Raw genomic sequence first — 19046 nt, forward strand, 5'->3', positions numbered from 1 at the left:
AGTGGCGGATCAACTGATCATCGCAGGCAAGGCTTACAATTCGCGTTTGCTGGTGGGAACCGGCAAGTATCGGGATTTTGAGGAAACGGCCCAAGCGCTGGACGCGTCGGGAACGGAAATCGTCACCGTCGCCATTCGCCGAGTCAATCTGGGGCAGAATGCGGGCGAACCCAATTTGCTGGACTTTTTGCCCAAAAACCGGTATAACCTTCTCCCCAATACGGCGGGATGTTATTCCGCCGACGACGCCATCCGCACTTTGCGCCTGGCCAGAGAGCTTCTGGACGACCACCGTCTGGTCAAACTGGAAGTGCTGGGCGATCCGAACACCTTGTTCCCCAACGTCAAGGAAACCCTGAAAGCCGCTGAAGTGCTGGTGGCCGAGGGCTTCGACGTGATGGTGTACACCTCGGACGATCCCATCATCGCGCGCGAGCTGGAGCAAATGGGCTGCTGCGCCATCATGCCGCTGGCCAGCCTGATCGGCTCCGGGATGGGGATTCTGAATCCGTGGAATTTGAAGTTGATTATCGAGCAGTCCAAGGTTCCCGTGCTGGTTGACGCCGGCGTCGGCACCGCGTCCGACGCGGCGATCGCGATGGAACTGGGCTGCGATGGCGTGCTGATGAACACCGCGATTGCCGCCGCGCAACAACCGGTGTTGATGGCCCACGCCATGAAACAGGCTGTAGAAGCAGGCCGCTCGGCATATCTTGCCGGCCGGATGCCGAAACGTTTTTATAGTGCAGTACCTAGTTCTCCTAGTGAGGGGGTGATTTCTTCCGTCAAGCCGTGATGCGTAAAGCGCCACAGATTGCTTGGTCGGAACGCTTCAGACTTTTCCAAACCGCGTAACGTTGTTAAAATGCTGTTTTTTATAGCTCCAGCCACGTCTGGACGCTAGGAACTAAGGATACTAGATTCAATGCCGAACATTCGTGTTAAAGAGAACGAGCCGTTTGAAGTTGCAATGCGTCGCTTCAAGCGCGCAGTGGAAAAAACCGGTCTGCTGACCGAACTGCGCGCCCGCGAGTTCTACGAAAAACCGACTGCCGAGCGCAAGCGCAAGCACGCCGCTGCCGTTAAGCGCCACTACAAGCGCATCCGCAGCCAAATGCTGCCGCCGAAACTCTACTAAGAGTTCGTCTGGTCAGTAAGCAGGACCGCAGGCCTAGCCTGCGGTTTTGCCATTTGTAGTTCCCCGTTTGCAGACTCTGACGGCATGGGTTTTGAACCCTTCAAAACCAATGTCATCAGGGTTTGACTCTCTCTAAGTGCGCACTCGCCGCCCGCGACGGGTGGCGGTCATCTTCCGGAAAGCAAGCAATGAGCCTCAAGCAGCGAATCAGCGACGACATGAAATCTGCAATGAAAGCGCGGGAAAGCGACAAACTGGCGGCCATTCGCCTGTTGCTGGCGGCCATCAAGCAGAAGGAAGTGGACGAGCGCGTGGAGCTGGATGACGCCGGCGTCGTCGCCGTCATCGACAAGATGCTCAAGCAGCGCCGCGATTCGGTCAGCCAGTACGAGGCGGCCCAGCGTCAGGACCTGGCTGACAAGGAAAAATTCGAGATGGACGTGCTGATGGCCTATATGCCGCAGCAGCTGTCCGCCGAGGAGGTCGACGCGTTGGTGGTCAAGGCCGTCGCCGACAGCGGCGCCGCCGGCATGCAGGACATGGGCAAGGTGATGGGGCTGTTGCGGCCGCAATTGGCCGGTCGCGCCGACATGGCGCAGGTGTCCGCCTGCATCAAGGCCAAGCTGGCCGGTTGAGCCGGCAGCGGGCCGGCTTGTCGGCCCGCGCCATCGGTGACCTTGCTTGATCCCTCAGGATTTCGTTGATCAGTTGTTGTCCCGCGTCGATATCATCGACGTGGTGGACCGTTACGTCCCTTTGAAAAAGGGCGGTCAGAACTATCTGGCCTGCTGCCCGTTTCATAAGGAAAAGTCGCCGTCGTTCACGGTGAGCCCGTCCAAGCAGTTCTATCACTGCTTTGGCTGCGGCGCCCACGGCTCGGCCATCGGCTTCGTGATGGAATACCAGGGGTTGGGCTTCGTCGACGCGGTGAAACTGTTGGCCGAAGGCGTCGGCATGCAGGTGCCGGACAGCCGCGCCCACGCCAACCCGGAAGCCAGCCGCGCCGCGCGCGAGCGCAAGCTGTCGCTGGAACAGATGATGCAGATGGCCGCAGGCTACTACAAACAGCAGCTGAAGTCCGCGCCCAACGCCATTTCCTATCTGAAAGGCCGGGGTTTGAGCGGCGAAGTGGCCGGCCGCTTCGGCCTTGGCTTCGCGCCGGACGGCTGGCAGAACCTGGAGGCGGTGTTTCCGGACTACCAGGACGACAAACTCGTCGATACCGGCCTGGTCATCGTCAATGAAGAGAAGGGCCAGCGTTACGACCGCTTCCGCGATCGGGTGATGTTCCCGATCCGCAACCAGCGCGGCGCCATCATCGGCTTCGGCGGCCGGGTGATGGGCAAGGGCGAGCCCAAGTACCTGAATTCGCCGGAAACGCCCTTGTTCGAGAAGGGCCGGGAGTTGTACGGCCTCTACGAGGCGCGGCAGGCGATACGGGATAAAAACCGCGTGCTGGTGGTCGAAGGCTATATGGACGTGGTGGCGCTGGCTCAGTTCGGCGTCGCTTACGCGGTGGCCACGCTGGGCACCGCCACCACCGGCGAGCACGCGCGCAAGCTGATGCGCCACGCGGACCAGGTGTATTTCTGCTTCGACGGCGACAAGGCCGGTCAAAAAGCGGCTTGGCGCGCGCTGGAAAACAGCCTGCCGCAATTGCAGGACGGCAAGGCGCTGAACTTTCTGTTCCTGCCGCAGGAGCACGATCCGGACAGCTATATCCGCGAGTTCGGCGCCGAGGCCTTTGAAAAAGTATTGGAAGAGCAGAGCCTGCCTCTGTCCGTTTACTTCACCCGCGAATTGTGTCGCGAGGTGAACCTGACCACGCCGGAAGGCAAGGCCGATCTGATTCGTCAGGCCGCCCCCCTTCTGGCGCAGATTGCCGCTCCGGCACTGGGCTTCATCATCAAGAAAAGACTGGCGGAACTCGCCGGTGTGGATGTCGACGAATTCGACATGTTGACGACGGGCCAAAGGAAGTCGGAGCGCAAAGGCAAGCGGGAGCACCGTTTGCCGGAGGTATCGCATCGCCCGCCACAGTCCTCCATGGTAACGCGCCTGATCAAATGGCTGCTGTTGAACCCTGGTTGGGCCGGCGATGTGCGTTTGCCGGACAGCATGGCACTGTCCGACGAGCTTGCCTGTTTTGCCATGTTGGCCGAATGCGTGCAAGGGCACGACCAGCCGCCGAATACGGCGCAATTGATGGAAAGCCTGCGTGGCACTCCATACGAAGGGCTGGTGGATAGTGTTCTGCAGCAGGCCATGCAGGATCCGGACGAGTTCGCCGATCCCAGCGAGGAGGATAGACAGCAGTTCCAGGACGGCGCGGCCAAGCTCCTGAAATTGCTGCATCAAACTCAGGTGGAGCGGCTAAAACAAAAGGACCGGAACGAAGGCCTGACTCCGGAAGAAGTCAGATTGCTAGGGGAATTGCTGCGGGATTTGCTGGCGCCGAACGCTTGACGACGTCGCCGCCGCGGCGGATCGCGGAGCAATCGGGCGCGAGCGCCGGATTGCCGAAAGCGATGCCGCGGTTTTAAAAGCGCCCCGCAGGGCTACACAAACAGCGTTGTTTGCTTGTGTTATTATCAACTGTTTTTTTCGGCTTATTTCAAGCAGGAAGCGAAATGGCGGCCTCTCCCGAAAATCAAAAAGACGTGCAGGAAAACGAAACCGAAGTGATGAGCCTGGAAGAGCAGCGTAAACGCCTGCGCCAGCTGATCGCCTTGGGCAAGGAGCGTGGGTATCTGACCTACGCGGAAATCAACGACCACCTGCCGGAAGACGTGTCTGACGCCGAGCAGATCGAAAACATCGTCACGATGATTTCCGGTCTGGGCATCCAGGTTTACGACGAGGCGCCGGATGCGGACACCCTGCTGATGTCCGACGCCACCCCGCCGGTGGCCGACGAAGACGCCGTGGAAGAAGCCGAAGCGGCGCTGTCCTCGGTGGATTCCGAATTTGGCCGCACCACGGACCCGGTGCGCATGTATATGCGCGAAATGGGTTCGGTGGAACTGCTGACCCGCGAAGGCGAGATCGAAATCGCCAAGCGGATCGAAGACGGCCTGAAGTACATGATCCAGGCGATTTCGGCTTGTCCGGGCACCATCGCCGAAGTGCTGGAGCTGGTGGAGCGCGTCGGCCGCGACGAAGTGCGCGTGGACGAGGTCGTCGACGGCTTCATCGATCTGAACGCGCCGTCCGAGGACGAGGCCGCGTTCGCCGAACCGGCGGACGAGGACGAACTGCTCGACGCTGAAGCCGAGGAGGAAGACGAGGAGGAGGATGAGGACGGCGACGCCGCCGACGCCGCCGGCGTCAACCTGGAAGAGCTGAAGCAGCAAGCGCTGGAGCACTTCACCGGCGTGCGCATGCTGTTCGACAAGATGGTCAAGGTGCTCTCGGCCAAGGGCGCGCAGAGCAAGGAATACCTGGAGCTGCAGGACGCGATCACCACCGAGTTCATGCTGGTGCGCTTCTCCACCCGTCAGGTGGAAAGCCTGTGCGACTCGCTGCGCAGCCGCGTCAACGAAATCCGCACTTACGAACGCGACATCCAGGATATCTGTGTCAGCCGCGTGCGCATGGAGCGCGCCCACTTCATCAAGGTGTTCCCGGGCAACGAGACCAATCTTGACTGGGTGGAAGACGAGATCCATTCCGGCAAGGCCTGGGCGGAAGCCTTGACCCGCTTCAAATACGCGATCATCGAGAAGCAGACCAAGCTGTCCGAGCTGCAGGATCGCGCGATGCTGCCGATCAAGGCGCTGAAGGAAATCAACCGCCAGATGTCGGCGGGCGAATCCAAGGCGCGCCGCGCCAAGAAAGAGATGATCGAGGCCAACCTGCGCCTGGTGATCTCCATCGCCAAGAAGTACACCAACCGCGGTCTGCAGTTCCTCGACCTGATCCAGGAAGGCAATATCGGTTTGATGAAGGCGGTGGACAAGTTCGAATACCGCCGCGGCTACAAGTTCTCGACCTACGCCACCTGGTGGATTCGCCAGGCGATCACCCGCTCCATCGCGGACCAGGCGCGCACCATCCGCATCCCGGTGCACATGATCGAGACCATCAACAAGATGAACCGCATCAGCCGTCAGATCCTGCAGGAAACCGGCCACGAGCCGGATCCGGCCGAGCTGGCGGAAAAGATGGAGATGCCGGAAGAGAAGATTCGCAAGATCATGAAGATTTCCAAGGAGCCCATCTCCATGGAAACCCCGATCGGCGACGACGACGATTCCCATCTTGGCGACTTCATCGAGGACCAGAACAACCTGGCGCCGTCCGACGCTGCGATGTATTCCAGCCTGAAGGACGCCACCAAGGAGGTGCTGGACACGCTGACGCCGCGCGAAGCCAAGGTGCTGCGCATGCGCTTCGGCATCGACATGAACACCGACCACACGCTGGAAGAGGTGGGCAAGCAGTTCGACGTGACTCGCGAGCGCATCCGCCAGATCGAAGCCAAGGCCCTGCGCAAGCTGCGTCACCCGACCCGCTCGGAACGCCTGCGCAGCTTCCTGGACAACGAGCCGGGCGGTCAGTGATTCGATGCGACCTCGGTCTAGGCTAAAAGCCTGAGCCAGATGAAAACCCCAAGCCGTCGGTATTCGACGCTTGGGGTTTTGCTTTTTGGCTGTTATAATGCGCAGCTCTGGGCCTCTAGCTCATGCCTGGTTAGAGCAGCGGACTCATAATCCGTTGGTGCGGGGTTCGACTCCCCGGGGGCCCACCAAGACTCCCACGCGGAATGCGGCGGTTCTTGGCGATTCACATCAGAAGCCGACGCTTGAGTCGGCTTTTTTGTTTGCCGGCCGCGTCGCGGTCGAGACGCCCTGTCCGCCTCTTTCGCTGGACGCTTCCCCGCCCGCAGATCTCCGTGCCGGATCGACGTAGCTTTTAACTATTTTCCCGCTATGCCGATGGGGAAAATCAATATGCTGCGCCGTTTTAAGTTACTATCTAGCGTTTCGCGCATCATTGCGCAATCTCGTGTGGAAAAGACCGAATGCCCCAGAAGGAAAAAAAGGCGGCAAGCAGCAACGCCACATTGGCCGACAAGGTATTCCAGGAGTTGCGCCGGGACATTCTGCTCGGCGTCTACCGTCCGTCGCAGAAGCTGCTGTTGCACGAACTCAAGGCGCGCTACGACGCCGGCGGTTCTCCGATCCGGGAGGCACTGCTGCGCCTGAGCTGGTGCAAATACGTGCTGATGGAGCCGCAGCGCGGCTTTTGGGTGGCGCCGATTTCCCGCCATGAGCTTTACGACATCCTGCTGGTGCGCCGAGTGCTGGCGGAAGAGGCGGTGCGCCGCTCGCTGGAGCAGGGCGACGAGGCCTGGGAGCTGGAGGTGTTGGCCAGCTACCATCGTTTGAGCCGGATAGACCTGAACGACGCCAATGTGGATTTGCAGGACTGGGCGGACCGCCACATGGCGTTTCACCTGGCCATCATCAGCGGCAGCCACTCGCCGGTGATCCTGGAGGTGATGGAGTCCTTGTACAACCGGCTGGAGCGCTACCGGCACATCTGGTTCGATCCGGTGCTGCCGGCGTCCAAGCGCTACAGCGACGAAGGCGAGCATCAGGCCATCATGCAGGCGGTGCTGGCCAGGGACGCGGAGCGGACGCTGCACTTGCTGGATCAGCACTATTCCCACGTGATGCAGGTGGTGGAAGGCCTGAGCACGGAAGCTTTCCTGCCCCGCTAGTTTACCGGCTCGCGGGCCCCTCCGCGGCCGGCGTCCCCGCCCATCCGCCGTCAGGCGTCAGGGCGGGGCGAGCCCGGCGCTTCAGCGTCCGGGCCGTTTCGCGCGTTTCCGCGCGCTCATTCCCAAATCAGCAGACAATACTGTTTCTTGCCGCGCCGCAACAGCGTATAGCGTTGATGACGGCGGTTGTCCTGTTCGAGGCGAGCGTCCAGCGCGTCCGCCCGGACGCCGTTGACGCTGACCGCGCCGCTTTGCAGCAGGGCGCGGGCCTCGCTTTTGGACGCGGCCAGGCCGCTGGCCGCCAAGGCGTCGATCAGCGGCGTGGACTGCGGCGGCAGCGTCAGCCGCGGCACGCCGTCCTGGGCCAGTTGAGCGAAGTCCGCGGCGCTGAGCCGCTCCACCTCGTTGTCGAACAGGCTGAGGGTGATCCGTTGGGCGGCGGCGAGCGCGTCCGGGCCGTGCACCAGTTCGGTCACCTGCTCGGCCAGCAGGCGCTGCGCCCGCGGCTTGCCGCCGGAGGCGCGGTCCTCGGCCTCGACGGCCTCGATCTCTTCATTGGACAAAAAGGTGAAGTAGCGCAGGAAGCGGTAGACGTCGGCGTCGGCCGCGCCCAGCCAGAACTGATAGAAGGCGTAGGGCGAGCACTTGTTCGGGTCCAGCCAGACCGCGTTGCCTTCGCTCTTGCCGAACTTGGTGCCGTCGCTATTGGTGATCAAGGGCATGGTCAGGCCGAAGGCTTGTTGCTGGGTCACGCGTCTGACCAGGTCGACGCCGGCGGTGATGTTGCCCCATTGATCGGAGCCGCCGATCTGCAGCTTGCAGCCGAAGCGGCGGTTCAGTTCCACGAAGTCGTGGCTCTGGAGCAGGCTGTAGGCGAACTCGGTGAAGGAGATGCCGACATCGTCGCGGTGGATCCGCTGCTGCACCGACTCCTTCTTGATCATGGCGTTGACCGAGAAATGCTTGCCGACGTCGCGCAGGAAGTCCAGCGCGCTCATGTCGGCGAACCAATCGTGGTTGTTGGCCATCAGCGCGGCGTTGTCGCCTTCGAAGCGGAGGAAGGGCTCCACCTGGCGGCGGATCTTGTCCACCCAGCCGGCCACCACGTCCGCGGTGTTGAGTTTGCGCTCGCTGGCCTTGAAGCTGGGGTCGCCTATCATCCCGGTGGCGCCGCCGACCAGGGCGATAGGGCGGTGCCCGGCCATCTGGAAGCGCTTGAGCAGCAGCAGCGGCACCAAGTGTCCGAGGTGCAGGCTGTCGGCGGTGGGGTCGAAGCCGCAGTACAGGGTGACCGTTTCCCGGGACAGCAGCGCGTCGAGCGCGTCCGCGTCGGTGGCCTGCGCGATCAGGCCGCGTTGCTGCAGATCCCGGATCAGGGTCGATTGCTTCATTTCGTTTACCTCCATGATTGCGGCGCGCGGCCGTGCTGGCCGCGCGTCCGGACGACGGCGCGGGGGCGCCGTCAGAACACGGGCAGCAGTCCTTGCATCACCAGGATCTGGAACAAGATGATGGCGAGGCCGGAACCGCCTATCGCCCAGTGCAGGGTGCCGCCGCCGCTGACCTGGTAGCCGGGACGGTAGTTGTCCTGGCGGCGCAGTTTGATCAGGGCCAGCGCCGGGAACAGGATGGCGAGAATCACCAGGAAGATGGCGGCGGCGCCCAGCGCGGCGACGAAGCCGCCGGGAAAGAACAGCGCGAAGCCCAGCGGCGGCAGATAGGTGATCAGCGCGGTCTGCAGCCGCTGCCGCAGGCCGTCGCCGCGTTTCAGGGTGCTGGCCATGGCGTCGAACAGGCCCAGCGACACGCAAAGGTAGGAGGTGAACAGCGCGATGGACGAGAAGGCGGACAGCAGGGAAGGCACTTGCGGCGTGGGCACCAGCGCGTGGAATTCGTCCAGGAACATGCCCACCGAACCGTTATGGGCGGAGATGGCCTGGAAGCTGTGGCTGCCGTAGCGCGGCAGCGCGCCCAGGGTGTTGAACACCCACAGCAGGTAGACGCCCATGGGAATCAGGCTGCCGGCGATGAAGACGTTGCGCAGCGTGCGCGGTTGGTCGCGGCCCAGGTATTTGACCATGCTGGGCACGCTGCCGTGAAAACCGAAGGCGGTCAGAAACATCGGGATGGCGGCCAGCATGTATTTGGCCGAGTCCGTGCTTTCCGACAGGTTGCCGGTGTCGACATAGGGCTGGATCACCGCGCTGAGCGCGAGAAAGATCAGGATGTTCAGGCTGAACAGCAGCCGGTTGACCTTGTCCACCGCCGTGGTGCTGGCGAAGACGATGCCGCCGATCAGCGCGGTGAAGGCCAGCGAGACCTGGCCGGGAGACAGGGCCAGGCCCAGGTATTGGTGCAGGCTGGATTGATAGGTGGAGCCGCCGCCGGAGATATAGGCGGAGGAGAGCGCGTAGAGCAGCAGCAGCAGGCTGGCGTTGATCAGATAGCTGCCCTTGGCCTTGAACAGCGAGCGGGCGATGGCGTCGAAGCCGTAGCCTTCGGGGAAGGACAGGCAGACCTCCAGCAGCATCAGGCCGGTGTAGGTCATCAACGCCCAGATCAGAAACAGGGTCAGGCAGGCATAGCCGAAGCCCATGCCGGCGGACACCAGCGGCAGCGCCAGCATGCCGGCGCCCAGCATGGTGCCGGAGATCAGCAAGGTGGCCCCGACGGCCTTGAAATTGACTTGCATGTGGAATCCTCAACCATCCTTGATGAAGAGAAGGATGCGTTCGTAAAAACCGGACAAACTCATAGTCGGTGTGGGGTCTGGTGATGAAAAAAAACGCTCCCGGCCAGGCCGGGAGCGGAGGTGGCTCAGGCAGCGATCAAGGCGTCGGCGTCGGAGCCGGCCTTGTCCTCCATGTCCACGATCTGGGCCAGCTTGGCGGCGAAGACTTCGCGCAGCTGTTCCCAGTAGGCGTCGAAGTCCTCGGCCTTGCGCAGGAAGTGGGTCATCACCGCGGCGCGCAGGATGTAGACGCTTTCCACCTTGTCCCATTCGGCGCGGCTGAAGCCGCGGCTGGCCACGTAGTGCCACGGGGTGTCGCCGTACTCTTCCACCGACAGCGAGGTGGAGGAGGTCAGGAAGTCGTTGGTGTAGGTGCGGCCGGAAGCGTAGGAGCAGATCTCGTACATCTTCTTGTTCAGCCGGTTGTGGTCTTCCAGGCTGTCGTTGCCGATTTCCTTGAAGGTGAAGTTCACCATGTGGAAGTCCGGATGCATGATGGGCCGCACTTCGAACTTGCGGCGGCCGACGGTCAAGGGCTTGGCGTCGGCCAGGCGCTGGGCGAACCAGTCGGCGGTGACGATGCCGCGGCCGATCACCTTGCCGTAGCCGCCGATGTTCAGCGGCACCAGGCGGTGGGCCGCCCAGACCGCGGCGGCGGTGGCGCCGGCCTTGGAGCCTTCCATGATGGAGGAGCCCAGCACCACCTTGGTGTCGGCGCCTTCGGCCTCGTCCACTTCTTCGAACACATAGGCCGCGTGGTAGGAGATCAGGTCGACGATGCGCTTGTCCTTCATGCACACGGCGCCGGCCGCGTACTGGATGTAGCCCACCTTGTGCGGGTCCACGGTGATGGAGTCCGCTTCCGCCATCGCCTTGAAGCCTTCGTAGACGTCGCGCTTGGGCCAGGTCACGCCGGCCGGGATGATGTCTTCGGCGCGGTAGCGGGCCAGCAGCGCGTCGTAGTCCATGAAGCGGTTGTCTTCGTCGAGGAACATCGCGCGGACATAGCCGCCGTAGGCCGCGTCAACGTGCACGTAGAAGGAGGCGCCGTACTTCCGTTCGCATTCGGCGCGCAGCTTGATCACCTCGTCGACATGGTCGATCGAGCCTTCCTCTGTGGTGCCCACCACCGACACCATGGCCAGGATGGGGTGGCCTTCCTCGATCAGGCGGAAAGTGATCTCGCGCATCTTGGCCACGTCGGTGCGGTAGTTCTCGTCCACCGGCAGCGGCACGATGTGTTCCTGGCCGATGCCCAGCACGTCCATCGCCTTCATCCACGAATAGTGCTTGGATTGCGGCACCAGGATCTTGCCCAGCGAACCTTGCTTGATGCCGACGCCGCGGCAGGACATCGCGCGCACTTCTTCGAACAGGCCGCGCTTTTTCAATTCGTCGGTCAGGTCCAGCACCGCGCTGGGCGACAGGTTCAGCAGTTCCTTCTCGCTCTTGCCGGCCACCAGGTCGCGGGCTTTTTCATGCTGGGCGATGGCCAGCGGCATGGTTTTCAGATTGCGCGCCACCCACATCCCTTCGTAGTTGGCCACGGTGCCGCCGGAGGTGATGTGGCCCCAGCTGCGCTTGGGGTCGTAGCCGAACATCCGGCACAGGTCGAGGCCGGCTTCCACTTCCAGTTCGGTGGTGGTGGGCGAGGCTTCGTGCGCGCAGTTGTTCGGGTTGTACATCATGGTCATCACGTAGGCCAGATTGGACACCATCAGCGTGTCCGCATTCATGTGGCCGAGGTAGCGCGGCGAGAACCAGGGCACCGAGGTGTTCTTCAGCTTGGAGGACAGCTGGCGCAGGATGCCTTCGGTGCGGTACAGGGTCTGGCGGAAATCGCCGGCGTGTTGCTCCACCGGGGTGACCAGCGCCGGGTCTTCCGGGTGGAAGTCCGCGCGCCAGTGCAGGTGTTCGGACACGGCGTATTCCATCATTTCCTTGAAGAACACGCGGTTTTCGGATTTGGGGCCGATGAACAGGGCATCGACGTTCAGCGGGGAGGAATTGGGAGTGTTCATAATGGGTTAACCTTGTGATTGACGGATGCGTAAGCGGCTCATTTGCCTTCGGCGGGACGAGCTTTGCTGGCGGGAGAGGTGCGCGGCGCGACGCCGGCGGAGCGAGCGTGCTTGGCTTTTTGGCCGTAGGCGTACACCAGGAAGGGAATCACCAGCATGACGGCGAGGCCGATGAGCTGGAATTGCAGGTAGTCATGGGCGGAGCCATGGAAGCTGCCAGGCGGGATGAAGCCCAGGTAGCCGGCCAGCAGCGAGATGGCGATGCCCAGGCCGGAGCAGATCCACATGCCCGCCTTGCCGCCGGGAACGCGGAAGCTGCGTTCCACGTCCGGGCGCTTGTAGCGCAGGTAGATGGCGGCGGAGAACATGAACAGATAGGCCACTAGATAAACCAGGCCGGTCAGGCCCATCAGCATGAAGTAGAAGTTGTCCACGTTCGGCATCACGGTGATCAGCACGCCGACGACGGTGATGGCCGCCGCCTGGATCAGCACCAGAGTCACCGGCACGCCGTGGCGGTTGGTGGTCTGCAGGAATTTGGGCAAGGCGCCGGAGTCGGCGGTGGCCTGCAGGCCGCGCACCGGGCCCAGCACCCAGGAGTTCACCTGCCCCACCAGGCCCAGGCCGATGCACAGGCCCATGACCGGCGCCAGCCAGCCCATGCCCCATTGATTGAAATAGAGCTCGAAGGCCTGCATCAGGCCGGCGGTCATCGAGATTTTTTCCTTGGGGATGGCGATGAAGATCGCGGCGGAGCCGATTACCGACAGCAACACCATGATCACCGACACCAGGATGATGGCGATCGGATAATTGCGGCGCGCGTCCTTGATGGAGGACACGTTGGAGGCGGACACTTCCATGCCCATCACCACGAAGATGAAGCCGATGAACAGGCCGAGCGTGCCGCTGTCGCTAAAGCTGGGCACCAGGTTGTTCCAGCTCCAGGACACGTCGGTCATGATCGGGTGGCCGCCGGCCAGATAGGCGATGCCGCAGCCGATCAGCACCACGCCGGGCAGGAACACGCCCAGGCTCACGCAGATGGTGGACACCCAACCCAGGGTTTTCACGCCGCGCATGTTGACCAGGGTGCAGGCCCACCAGATGCCCAGAATCATCGCCAGCATGTAGAGCTTGTTGCTGGCGAGCGCCGGGTCGAACACATAGGCGAAGGTGGCGGCGATGATCATGATGATGGAGGTCATGCCGAACACCATCTGTATCCACTGCATCCAGACGGCGACGAAGCCCATGCGCTCGCCGAAGGCCTCGCGCACCCAGATGAACAGGCCGCCGTCCTGCGGCCAGGCGGTGGCCAGTTCGGCCGATACCAGCGCGGTGGGCACCAGGAACAGCAGCGCGGCCGCCAAGGTCAGGAAAATCGTCATCATCCCCGGTTGCGCCGTCATCGGCAGCGTGCGGACGCTGACGACCACGGCGGCGGTGATCATGACGAAGGCGAAGACGCTGATCTTGGGGGGCGCCTTATCTATTGTCGTCATTTTTCATCTCCATCGAACAAAACAATAAAAACGTGAAAATATAAAATTTCGAAAATCTTATTTATTTCGTGATGTTTGGTGTTTGATGAAAGTCAATATTAGGAAAATTCAATAATCGATAATTCAAATGGAATTATTTAGAGAGTGCGGCAAAGCCTTGCCGGAAAAGGCTTTCCGGGCATTTGGCCGCTGCGGCGCCATCAAGGCGGACGCGGGCCGGAGCAGGGAGGACGGCGTGCTTGGCAGGCGTTCATGCTCTCGCGAGCGGGTGCGAGGCCGGGGGCGGCGGCATAAAAGACGGAAGGCGCGGGCACAGGAAGGACGTGTCCGGCCCGACGGGATCGAACGCGATGGACAACGCGGCGCCGCTCACGCCCGGTGAGGCGGAGCATGGCGCGAGGGGATGGTTAGGGAGAGGGGGGAAGGCGGTGACGGCGCGAGCAGGCGCGCCGCCGCAGAGGCTAAAGGTTTACAGGGCCTGGGACGGGTTCATGCCTTTGGGCAGCAGCATCCACAGATTGCCTTGCTGCTTCATCCTGCCGGCGTACATGCCGGCTTCGGTGCCGTAGCCCCAGAAGAAGTCGGCGCGCACCGCGCCCTTGATCGCGCTGCCGGTGTCCTGGGCGTGCACCAGCCGCGTCAGCGGCTGGGTGGAGTGGGGCCAGGTGGTGACCAGATAGACCGGCGCGCCCAGCGGGATGTAGCGCGGATCTACCGCGATGCTGTAACCGCCGGTCAGCGGCACGCCCAGCGCCCCCATCGGCCCGCCGTTGTCGCCGGGCAGGGTTTTGAAGAACACATAGCTGGGATTCACCGCAAATAATTCCTGCCGGCGTTGCGGGTTGCGCGCCAGCCAATCCTTGATGCCCTGCATCGACGCGTCGCCCATGGTCAGCTCGCCCTTGTCCACCAGCCACTTGCCTATCGACTGGTAGCCGTAGCCGTTTTGCTCGGCGTAGCCGATGTGGATGAAGCTGCCATCGTCCAGCTGGATGCGGCCCGAGCCTTGCACCTGCAGGAAGAACAATTCCACCGGATCTTCGACCCAGGCCAGGATGGGCGCGTTGGCCACGCCCTTGCCCTGATTGATTTCGGCGCGGGTGTAATAAGGCAGCAGGCGTTTGCCGTCCAGCCTGCCTTTCAGCCGCGTGCCGCGGTTGTCGGCGGGAAAGTCGGCGGGACGGAGTTCAATGTCGCCGGCCGCGCTCAACGTCAGCCGGTTGGGGCCGCTGCGGCGCGCCGTCAGGCTGGATTTGCCGCGGGCGGAGGCCGGGACGTCCACGCTGTAGAAGTCCGCCGGGATGCCGTATACCGGCCAGGGGGTGCGTTCGCTGCGCGTCCGGCTGCCGCTGAGCAGCGGCTCGTAATAACCGGTGATCAGGCCGCTGTCGCGGCCGCCGTCGTTGACCTTCCAGGTGGCGAAACGGTTTTCGAAGAACTGGCGCACCGCCTGCGCGTTGTCGGCGGAGATGCCGTCGGCCTGCCGGCACACTTCGGTCCAGCCGGGTTTTCTGGCAATGGCCTTGCAGCTTTGCTTCAACGCGACGAGGGTGTCGCCCAGTTCTTGCTGGCTCCAGGCCGGCAGCGAGGTCGGCGCGCCGCTTTCCCGCGCCGCGCCGCCCGGCTTGCTGGGCGGACTGGAGGTGGAGCAGGCGGCCAGGCCGACGACGAGCAGTAATAACAGCCATTTTCTAAACATGCGGTAGGTTCTCTGAAACGGGGCTAGGGCAGCGACGCGCTGCGAGTCGGTCTGATTCTACGCTGGGACGCGCATGACGGGGCGATGACGGCCGCGGCGCTTGTTGCGGCGGCGCCAACGGGCGGAACGCTCATGCACGTTGTCATGGACCGGCAACAAAATTGAAAAGTTTCCTCGCTAGTATGCGGTAAAACATTCGCGCTGAAGCCTGGGCTTGAGCGCATGCAGGTCATATCACTGGAGAATCTGATGAAACGTTTTTGCATCCGCGCCTTGTTGTTGACCACCTTGTTGTCCGCCGGCTTGCCGGCGTACGCCGAGCAGACCCCGCCGACCGATGAGGAACTGGCCGCCAGCGTGCAGCAGGCCTTGAACGGCGACGCCGAACTGCAGGCGCTGGGCTTGAAGGTGAGCAGCAAAAAGAGCGAGGTGACGATTGAGGGCGGCATGACCGACGACCAGCAAATGTTCAAAGCGGGACAGATTGCCGAAAAAGTGCCGGGCGTGAAGTTCGTCATCAACAATATGGTGCAGAAAAACTAGGCGGGAACGGTTTTGCACGTCGGCTGGGCCGGCGACATGGAAGGGCGCTGCGGCGCCCTTTCGTCATTTTCACCGCAAGCGTTTTCGCCAGGAATTTAAGATTAATCCGATTGTGGCGTATTCCCTAATTGAGAAAAATGCGAGGAGTTGCCGGCTGAGGGCCGTTCCGAAGGCATGAGCCGGCAAGGTTTTCCAATCCGCAGCATGGATCGCTCGCCGCTCCACTGCGAAGCACCGGACACGACTCATGGAATACGCATCCGCACTCGGCAAGAGGCTTTCCCACCGCATGATGCTGCAACCGGCGGAGCAGGTGGACAAACTGATTTCACGGCTGGAGGGCGCGGATGAGGCCAAGCTGGTGTATTGGGACGAGCGCAGTCAGCGCTTGCGCGCCTTGAGCCCGCATTCGCGCCGCGGCCAGCAGTTGCTGGCGCGCGGCCTGCAATCGCCCCAGGTGGTGGGCGTGTTCGACGGCTACGCCAGTTATCAGGACATCTACCAGGCCTTCCAGCAAACGCTGGCCGATTTGGAGCTCAGCTGAGCCAGGCCTAGACGCGTTCCAGCTCCAGCAATTCCGCCATGGTCTGGCGACGACGGATCAGGCGGCTGGACGCGCCGTCGATCAGGGCCTCGGCCAGCAGCGGCCGGCTATTGTAGTTCGACGACATGGTGGCGCCGTAAGCGCCGGCGTCGTGAAACACCAGCAGATCCCCTACCTGAGCGTCCGGCAGCGGACGGCTTTCCACCACGCCGCCTTCCTGTTGAGTGAAGACGTCTCCCGACTCGCACAAGGGCCCTGCCACCACGCAGGGCGCGCGCTCGCCGGATTTTTCCGCGCCGTCCGCGCTCAGGACGGTGATGTCGTGATGGCTGCCGTACATGGCCGGGCGCATCAAATCGTTGAACCCCGCGTCCACCAGCACGAAACGCCGGCTGCCCATGGTTTTGACCGCTCTGACCTCGGAGATCAGGGCGCCGGACTCCGCCACCAGGAAGCGTCCGGGTTCGATTTCCAGCCGCACCGGATGTCCCAGATGCGCGGCGATCCGCCGCCGCGCCTCGTCCCATAGCTCGAAGTAATGCGCGGTGTCGATGCGCGCGTCGCCGTCGCGGTAGGGAATGGACAGGCCGCCGCCGGCGGAGATCGCCTCGATGTCGTGGCCCAGCTCGGTCGCCAGCTTGACCATGGCGCCGCAAACCTGTTGCAGATGGCCGTAATCGACGCCCGAACCGATGTGCATGTGCAGGCCGACCAGGCGCAGGCCGAACTGGCGGATCACCGCCAGCGCGTCGGAAACCTGCTCATGCCAGATGCCGTGCTTGCTGTTCTCGCCGCCGGTATTGGTTTTCTGGCTATGGCCGTGGCCGAAGCCGGGATTGACGCGCAGCCAGACGCGATGGCCGGGAGAAGCCGCGCCCAGCTGGCGCAGCATGTCGATGGAGCCGGCGTTGACCGCGATGCCCGCGGCCGCCACCCGCTCCAGCGTGGCGCGGTCCAGCACGTCGGCGGTGAAGACGATGTCGGAGGGTTCGGCGGAGTCGGCCTGGTAGCCGGCGGCCAGCGCGCGTTCGATTTCGCCCAGAGACACCGCGTCCACCTTGACGCCCTGTTCCCGCATCAAGCCGAGGATGTGGATGTTGGAGTTGGCTTTTTGCGCGTAGCGGATCACGTCGAAGCGCTTCAGCTCGGCGATGCGCTGGCGGATGGTGTCGGCGTGGTAAACCCAGAGCGGGCTGCCGTATTGGCGGGCGAGTTCGGTCAGTTGGCGGGCGTCAAAGCATTTCATGGCGTGGCGATGGCTAGGGGTGGCAGACAGAAGCATCATGGCGCGCGTCGCGGCAAAAATAAAATATCAAATTATCGACAGCTCTTTCATTTATGATATGGATTGCCAAGGCAGAGGCGGCTGGCGCGCCGCCCATCGGGAAGGGAAGACGGGATGGAAATCAGTCTGCGCCATATCGAAGTGTTTCGCGCGGTGATGACCACCGGCAGCGTCACCGAGGCGGCCGCCTTGCTGCGCACTTCGCAGCCCACGGTCAGCCGCGAACTGGCGCGCTGCGAACAATTGCTGGGCATGCGCTTGTTCGAGCGCAGCCGCGGCCGACTGCGGCCAAGCGCGCAAGGCTTGCAGTTGTTCGAGGAGGTGCAGCGCAGCTATCAGGGCCTGGAGCGCATCGTCAGCAGCGCGGCGGCGATTCGCCAGTTCGAGCAAGGGCAATTGTCGATCGCCTGCTTGCCGGTGTTCGCGCAATCGCTGCTGCCGGCGGTGTGCCGGCATTTTCTGTCGCAAGCGCCGGGCATCAGCCTGAACATCGCGCCGCAGGAATCGCCGTTGCTGGAAGAGTGGCTGGCGGCGCAGCGCCATGACCTGGGCTTGAGCGAGAGCGCGCACGCGCCGGCCGGGACGAGGGTGGAGCCTCTGTTGCTGGCGGACGAACTGTGCGTGTTGCCGGAAGGGCACCGTCTATTGGGCAAGGCGGTGCTGGCGCCCGAGGATTTCGAGGGCGAGGCCTTCATCAGCCTGGCGGCGACCGACAGCTATCGGCAACAGCTGGACCAAGTGTTCGCCGAGCGGGGGATTCGGCGGCGCATGGTGGTGGAGACGCATAGCGCCGCCTCGGTGTGCGCGATGGTGCGGCAGGGGATAGGCGTGGCCGTGGTCAATCCGCTGACCGCGCTGGATTACGCCGACCATGGGCTGGCGACGCGGCGCTTCGGCGTCTCCATCCCGTTCGCGGTCAATCTGGTGAGGCCGCTGCACCGACCGGCCTCGCCGTTGCTGGAGCGCTTTGTCGACAGCCTGAAGGCCGAACTGGCCGCGATCGGCCGGCGCTTGGCCGGAGCTTAGTCGCGCAGCGCCACCACCACCCGCTTGTTGCGCGTGCCCTTGCTTTCAATCTTCTTCACCACGACCGGACCGATCTCGCCGGTGCTGCGCACATGGGTGCCGCCGCAGGGCTGCAGATCGACGCCCTCGATATGGATCAGCCGGATTTCCGGCAGATGCAGCGGCGGCGTCACCGACATGGTCTTGATCAGCTCCGGCTGCCGCTGCAGCGCCTCGCCGCTGCTCATTTCGACGCGCACCGCGCGGTCTTCCGCCACCAGCCGGTTCAGCTCGCTTTCGATGTGTTCGCGGTCCAGCTCCATGCCCTCGGGCAGGTCGAAATCCAGGCGGCCGGATTCCGCGCTCAGATTGCCGCCGGTGACGCCGGCCTTGATCACCACCGACAACAAATGCAGACAGGTGTGAATGCGCATGTGGCGATGGCGGCGTTCCCAGTCCAGTTCCAGGGTGACCGGCGTGCCGGCGGCGAGCCGCGGCGCGTCGGCGGGCAGCAGGTGGACGATGGCGCGCGTTTCGCGATCGCGCCGGGTATCGCTGACTGCACAGCCGCCGCCGTCCCAGCTCAGCGCGGCGGTGTCGCCGGGCTGGCCGCCGCCCAGCGGGTAGCACAGCGTGTCCTCCAGCACCAGGCCGGCGTCGTCGTGCCGCGCCACGCGGGTTTCCAGACGGGTTTGATAGGGATCGATGTAAAAGCGCTCTGCCATGCGGTGATTCCTTTTCGGGCTATGCTGGGAAGGCCGGCGGCGTTTGTCGCCGCCGGGGGCGATGACTTTGAGAATGCTGTCGCCGGCTGTGTATTTCAAGAGACAGCGCCGGGGAAAAGTCATGG

At 63.1% G+C, this 19046-nt stretch carries 16 protein-coding genes and 1 tRNA gene; 10 read left to right on the forward strand and 7 right to left on the reverse strand.

Going from position 1 to position 19046, the window contains the following annotated elements; translation table 11 throughout:
- Position 1 precedes the first annotated feature (1 nt).
- The 7 genes from VK98_RS11945 (at position 2) to VK98_RS11975 (ending at position 6863) form a co-directional block, all read left to right on the forward strand.
- Positions 2–796, forward strand: coding sequence for a thiazole synthase (locus VK98_RS11945; protein WP_048414236.1), 795 nt, complete (start codon positions 2–4; stop codon positions 794–796).
- A gap of 129 nt (positions 797–925) precedes the next feature.
- Positions 926–1138 carry a 30S ribosomal protein S21 gene (gene rpsU / locus VK98_RS11950; protein ID WP_039756346.1) on the forward strand — a complete coding sequence of 71 codons (213 nt, stop codon included), beginning with the start codon at positions 926–928 and terminating at the stop codon, positions 1136–1138.
- Positions 1139–1326: 188 nt separating this feature from the next.
- Positions 1327–1773, forward strand: coding sequence for a GatB/YqeY domain-containing protein (locus tag VK98_RS11955; RefSeq protein WP_048414237.1), 447 nt, complete (start codon positions 1327–1329; stop codon positions 1771–1773).
- A gap of 46 nt (positions 1774–1819) precedes the next feature.
- Positions 1820–3604 carry a DNA primase gene (gene dnaG, locus VK98_RS11960; protein ID WP_048414238.1) on the forward strand — a complete coding sequence of 595 codons (1785 nt, stop codon included), beginning with the start codon at positions 1820–1822 and terminating at the stop codon, positions 3602–3604.
- Positions 3605–3768: 164 nt separating this feature from the next.
- A complete protein-coding gene (gene rpoD, locus VK98_RS11965; protein WP_048414239.1) occupies positions 3769–5700 on the forward strand; it encodes an RNA polymerase sigma factor RpoD in 1932 nt (643 codons plus the stop codon).
- A 109-nt stretch (positions 5701–5809) separates the two neighbouring features.
- Positions 5810–5888, forward strand: a tRNA-Ile gene (locus tag VK98_RS11970).
- Positions 5889–6161: 273 nt separating this feature from the next.
- Positions 6162–6863, forward strand: coding sequence for an FCD domain-containing protein (locus VK98_RS11975; protein WP_048414240.1), 702 nt, complete (start codon positions 6162–6164; stop codon positions 6861–6863).
- A gap of 116 nt (positions 6864–6979) precedes the next feature.
- On the opposite strand, the gene tyrS is transcribed toward VK98_RS11975, so the two are convergent.
- From tyrS to VK98_RS12000, 5 genes are all read right to left on the reverse strand, one after another.
- Positions 6980–8254 (reverse strand): tyrosine--tRNA ligase, encoded by a 1275-nt coding sequence (tyrS, locus tag VK98_RS11980; protein ID WP_048414241.1) that lies wholly within the window; start codon positions 8252–8254, stop codon positions 6980–6982.
- 71 nt (positions 8255–8325) lie between these two features.
- The gene (locus VK98_RS11985) at positions 8326–9555 is read right to left on the reverse strand and encodes an amino acid permease (RefSeq protein ID WP_048414242.1); all 1230 of its coding nucleotides are present in this window, start codon (positions 9553–9555) and stop codon (positions 8326–8328) included.
- A 125-nt stretch (positions 9556–9680) separates the two neighbouring features.
- A complete protein-coding gene (locus VK98_RS11990; RefSeq protein WP_048414243.1) occupies positions 9681–11615 on the reverse strand; it encodes a pyridoxal-dependent decarboxylase in 1935 nt (644 codons plus the stop codon).
- Positions 11616–11653: 38 nt separating this feature from the next.
- The gene (locus VK98_RS11995; RefSeq protein ID WP_053077349.1) at positions 11654–13120 is read right to left on the reverse strand and encodes an amino acid permease; all 1467 of its coding nucleotides are present in this window, start codon (positions 13118–13120) and stop codon (positions 11654–11656) included.
- A gap of 469 nt (positions 13121–13589) precedes the next feature.
- Positions 13590–14819, reverse strand: coding sequence for a murein transglycosylase A (locus tag VK98_RS12000; protein WP_048414244.1), 1230 nt, complete (start codon positions 14817–14819; stop codon positions 13590–13592).
- A gap of 249 nt (positions 14820–15068) precedes the next feature.
- Here VK98_RS12000 and VK98_RS12005 point away from each other — a divergent pair, with 249 nt between their 5' ends.
- Together VK98_RS12005 and VK98_RS12010 are read left to right on the forward strand one after the other, a co-directional pair.
- A complete protein-coding gene (locus VK98_RS12005; RefSeq protein ID WP_048414245.1) occupies positions 15069–15362 on the forward strand; it encodes a BON domain-containing protein in 294 nt (97 codons plus the stop codon).
- Positions 15363–15609: 247 nt separating this feature from the next.
- Positions 15610–15906: a hypothetical protein gene (locus VK98_RS12010; protein ID WP_156187841.1), complete on the forward strand. Its 297-nt coding sequence runs from the start codon at positions 15610–15612 to the stop codon at positions 15904–15906.
- Between the two features lie 7 nt (positions 15907–15913).
- On the opposite strand, the gene lysA is transcribed toward VK98_RS12010, so the two are convergent.
- The gene (lysA, locus tag VK98_RS12015) at positions 15914–17152 is read right to left on the reverse strand and encodes a diaminopimelate decarboxylase (protein WP_048414247.1); all 1239 of its coding nucleotides are present in this window, start codon (positions 17150–17152) and stop codon (positions 15914–15916) included.
- Between the two features lie 153 nt (positions 17153–17305).
- Here lysA and VK98_RS12020 point away from each other — a divergent pair, with 153 nt between their 5' ends.
- Positions 17306–18217 carry a LysR family transcriptional regulator gene (locus VK98_RS12020; protein ID WP_048414248.1) on the forward strand — a complete coding sequence of 304 codons (912 nt, stop codon included), beginning with the start codon at positions 17306–17308 and terminating at the stop codon, positions 18215–18217.
- Here the strand turns inward: VK98_RS12020 and VK98_RS12025 are convergent.
- Positions 18214–18921, reverse strand: coding sequence for an alanyl-tRNA editing protein (locus VK98_RS12025; RefSeq protein WP_048414249.1), 708 nt, complete (start codon positions 18919–18921; stop codon positions 18214–18216). The two genes, VK98_RS12020 and VK98_RS12025, sit on opposite strands and share 4 nt — an antisense overlap.
- Positions 18922–19046 lie beyond the last annotated feature (125 nt).

Origin of the sequence: Chromobacterium sp. LK11 (assembly GCF_001043705.1) — a bacterium.
Lineage (GTDB): Bacteria > Pseudomonadota > Gammaproteobacteria > Burkholderiales > Chromobacteriaceae > Chromobacterium > Chromobacterium alkanivorans.

Coding starts and splice junctions, on each gene's coding strand:
- VK98_RS11990 (WP_048414243.1), bottom strand. CDS start 11,615: ATGAACACTCCCAATTCCTCCCCGCTGAACGTCGATGCCCTGTTCATC.
- lysA (WP_048414247.1), bottom strand. CDS start 17,152: ATGAAATGCTTTGACGCCCGCCAACTGACCGAACTCGCCCGCCAATAC.
- VK98_RS11985 (WP_048414242.1), bottom strand. CDS start 9,555: ATGCAAGTCAATTTCAAGGCCGTCGGGGCCACCTTGCTGATCTCCGGC.
- rpoD (WP_048414239.1), top strand. CDS start 3,769: ATGGCGGCCTCTCCCGAAAATCAAAAAGACGTGCAGGAAAACGAAACC.
- VK98_RS11995 (WP_053077349.1), bottom strand. CDS start 13,120: ATGACGACAATAGATAAGGCGCCCCCCAAGATCAGCGTCTTCGCCTTC.
- VK98_RS11975 (WP_048414240.1), top strand. CDS start 6,162: ATGCCCCAGAAGGAAAAAAAGGCGGCAAGCAGCAACGCCACATTGGCC.
- VK98_RS12005 (WP_048414245.1), top strand. CDS start 15,069: ATGAAACGTTTTTGCATCCGCGCCTTGTTGTTGACCACCTTGTTGTCC.
- VK98_RS12000 (WP_048414244.1), bottom strand. CDS start 14,819: ATGTTTAGAAAATGGCTGTTATTACTGCTCGTCGTCGGCCTGGCCGCC.
- VK98_RS12020 (WP_048414248.1), top strand. CDS start 17,306: ATGGAAATCAGTCTGCGCCATATCGAAGTGTTTCGCGCGGTGATGACC.
- VK98_RS11955 (WP_048414237.1), top strand. CDS start 1,327: ATGAGCCTCAAGCAGCGAATCAGCGACGACATGAAATCTGCAATGAAA.
- VK98_RS12025 (WP_048414249.1), bottom strand. CDS start 18,921: ATGGCAGAGCGCTTTTACATCGATCCCTATCAAACCCGTCTGGAAACC.
- VK98_RS12010 (WP_156187841.1), top strand. CDS start 15,610: ATGGAATACGCATCCGCACTCGGCAAGAGGCTTTCCCACCGCATGATG.
- tyrS (WP_048414241.1), bottom strand. CDS start 8,254: ATGAAGCAATCGACCCTGATCCGGGATCTGCAGCAACGCGGCCTGATC.
- rpsU (WP_039756346.1), top strand. CDS start 926: ATGCCGAACATTCGTGTTAAAGAGAACGAGCCGTTTGAAGTTGCAATG.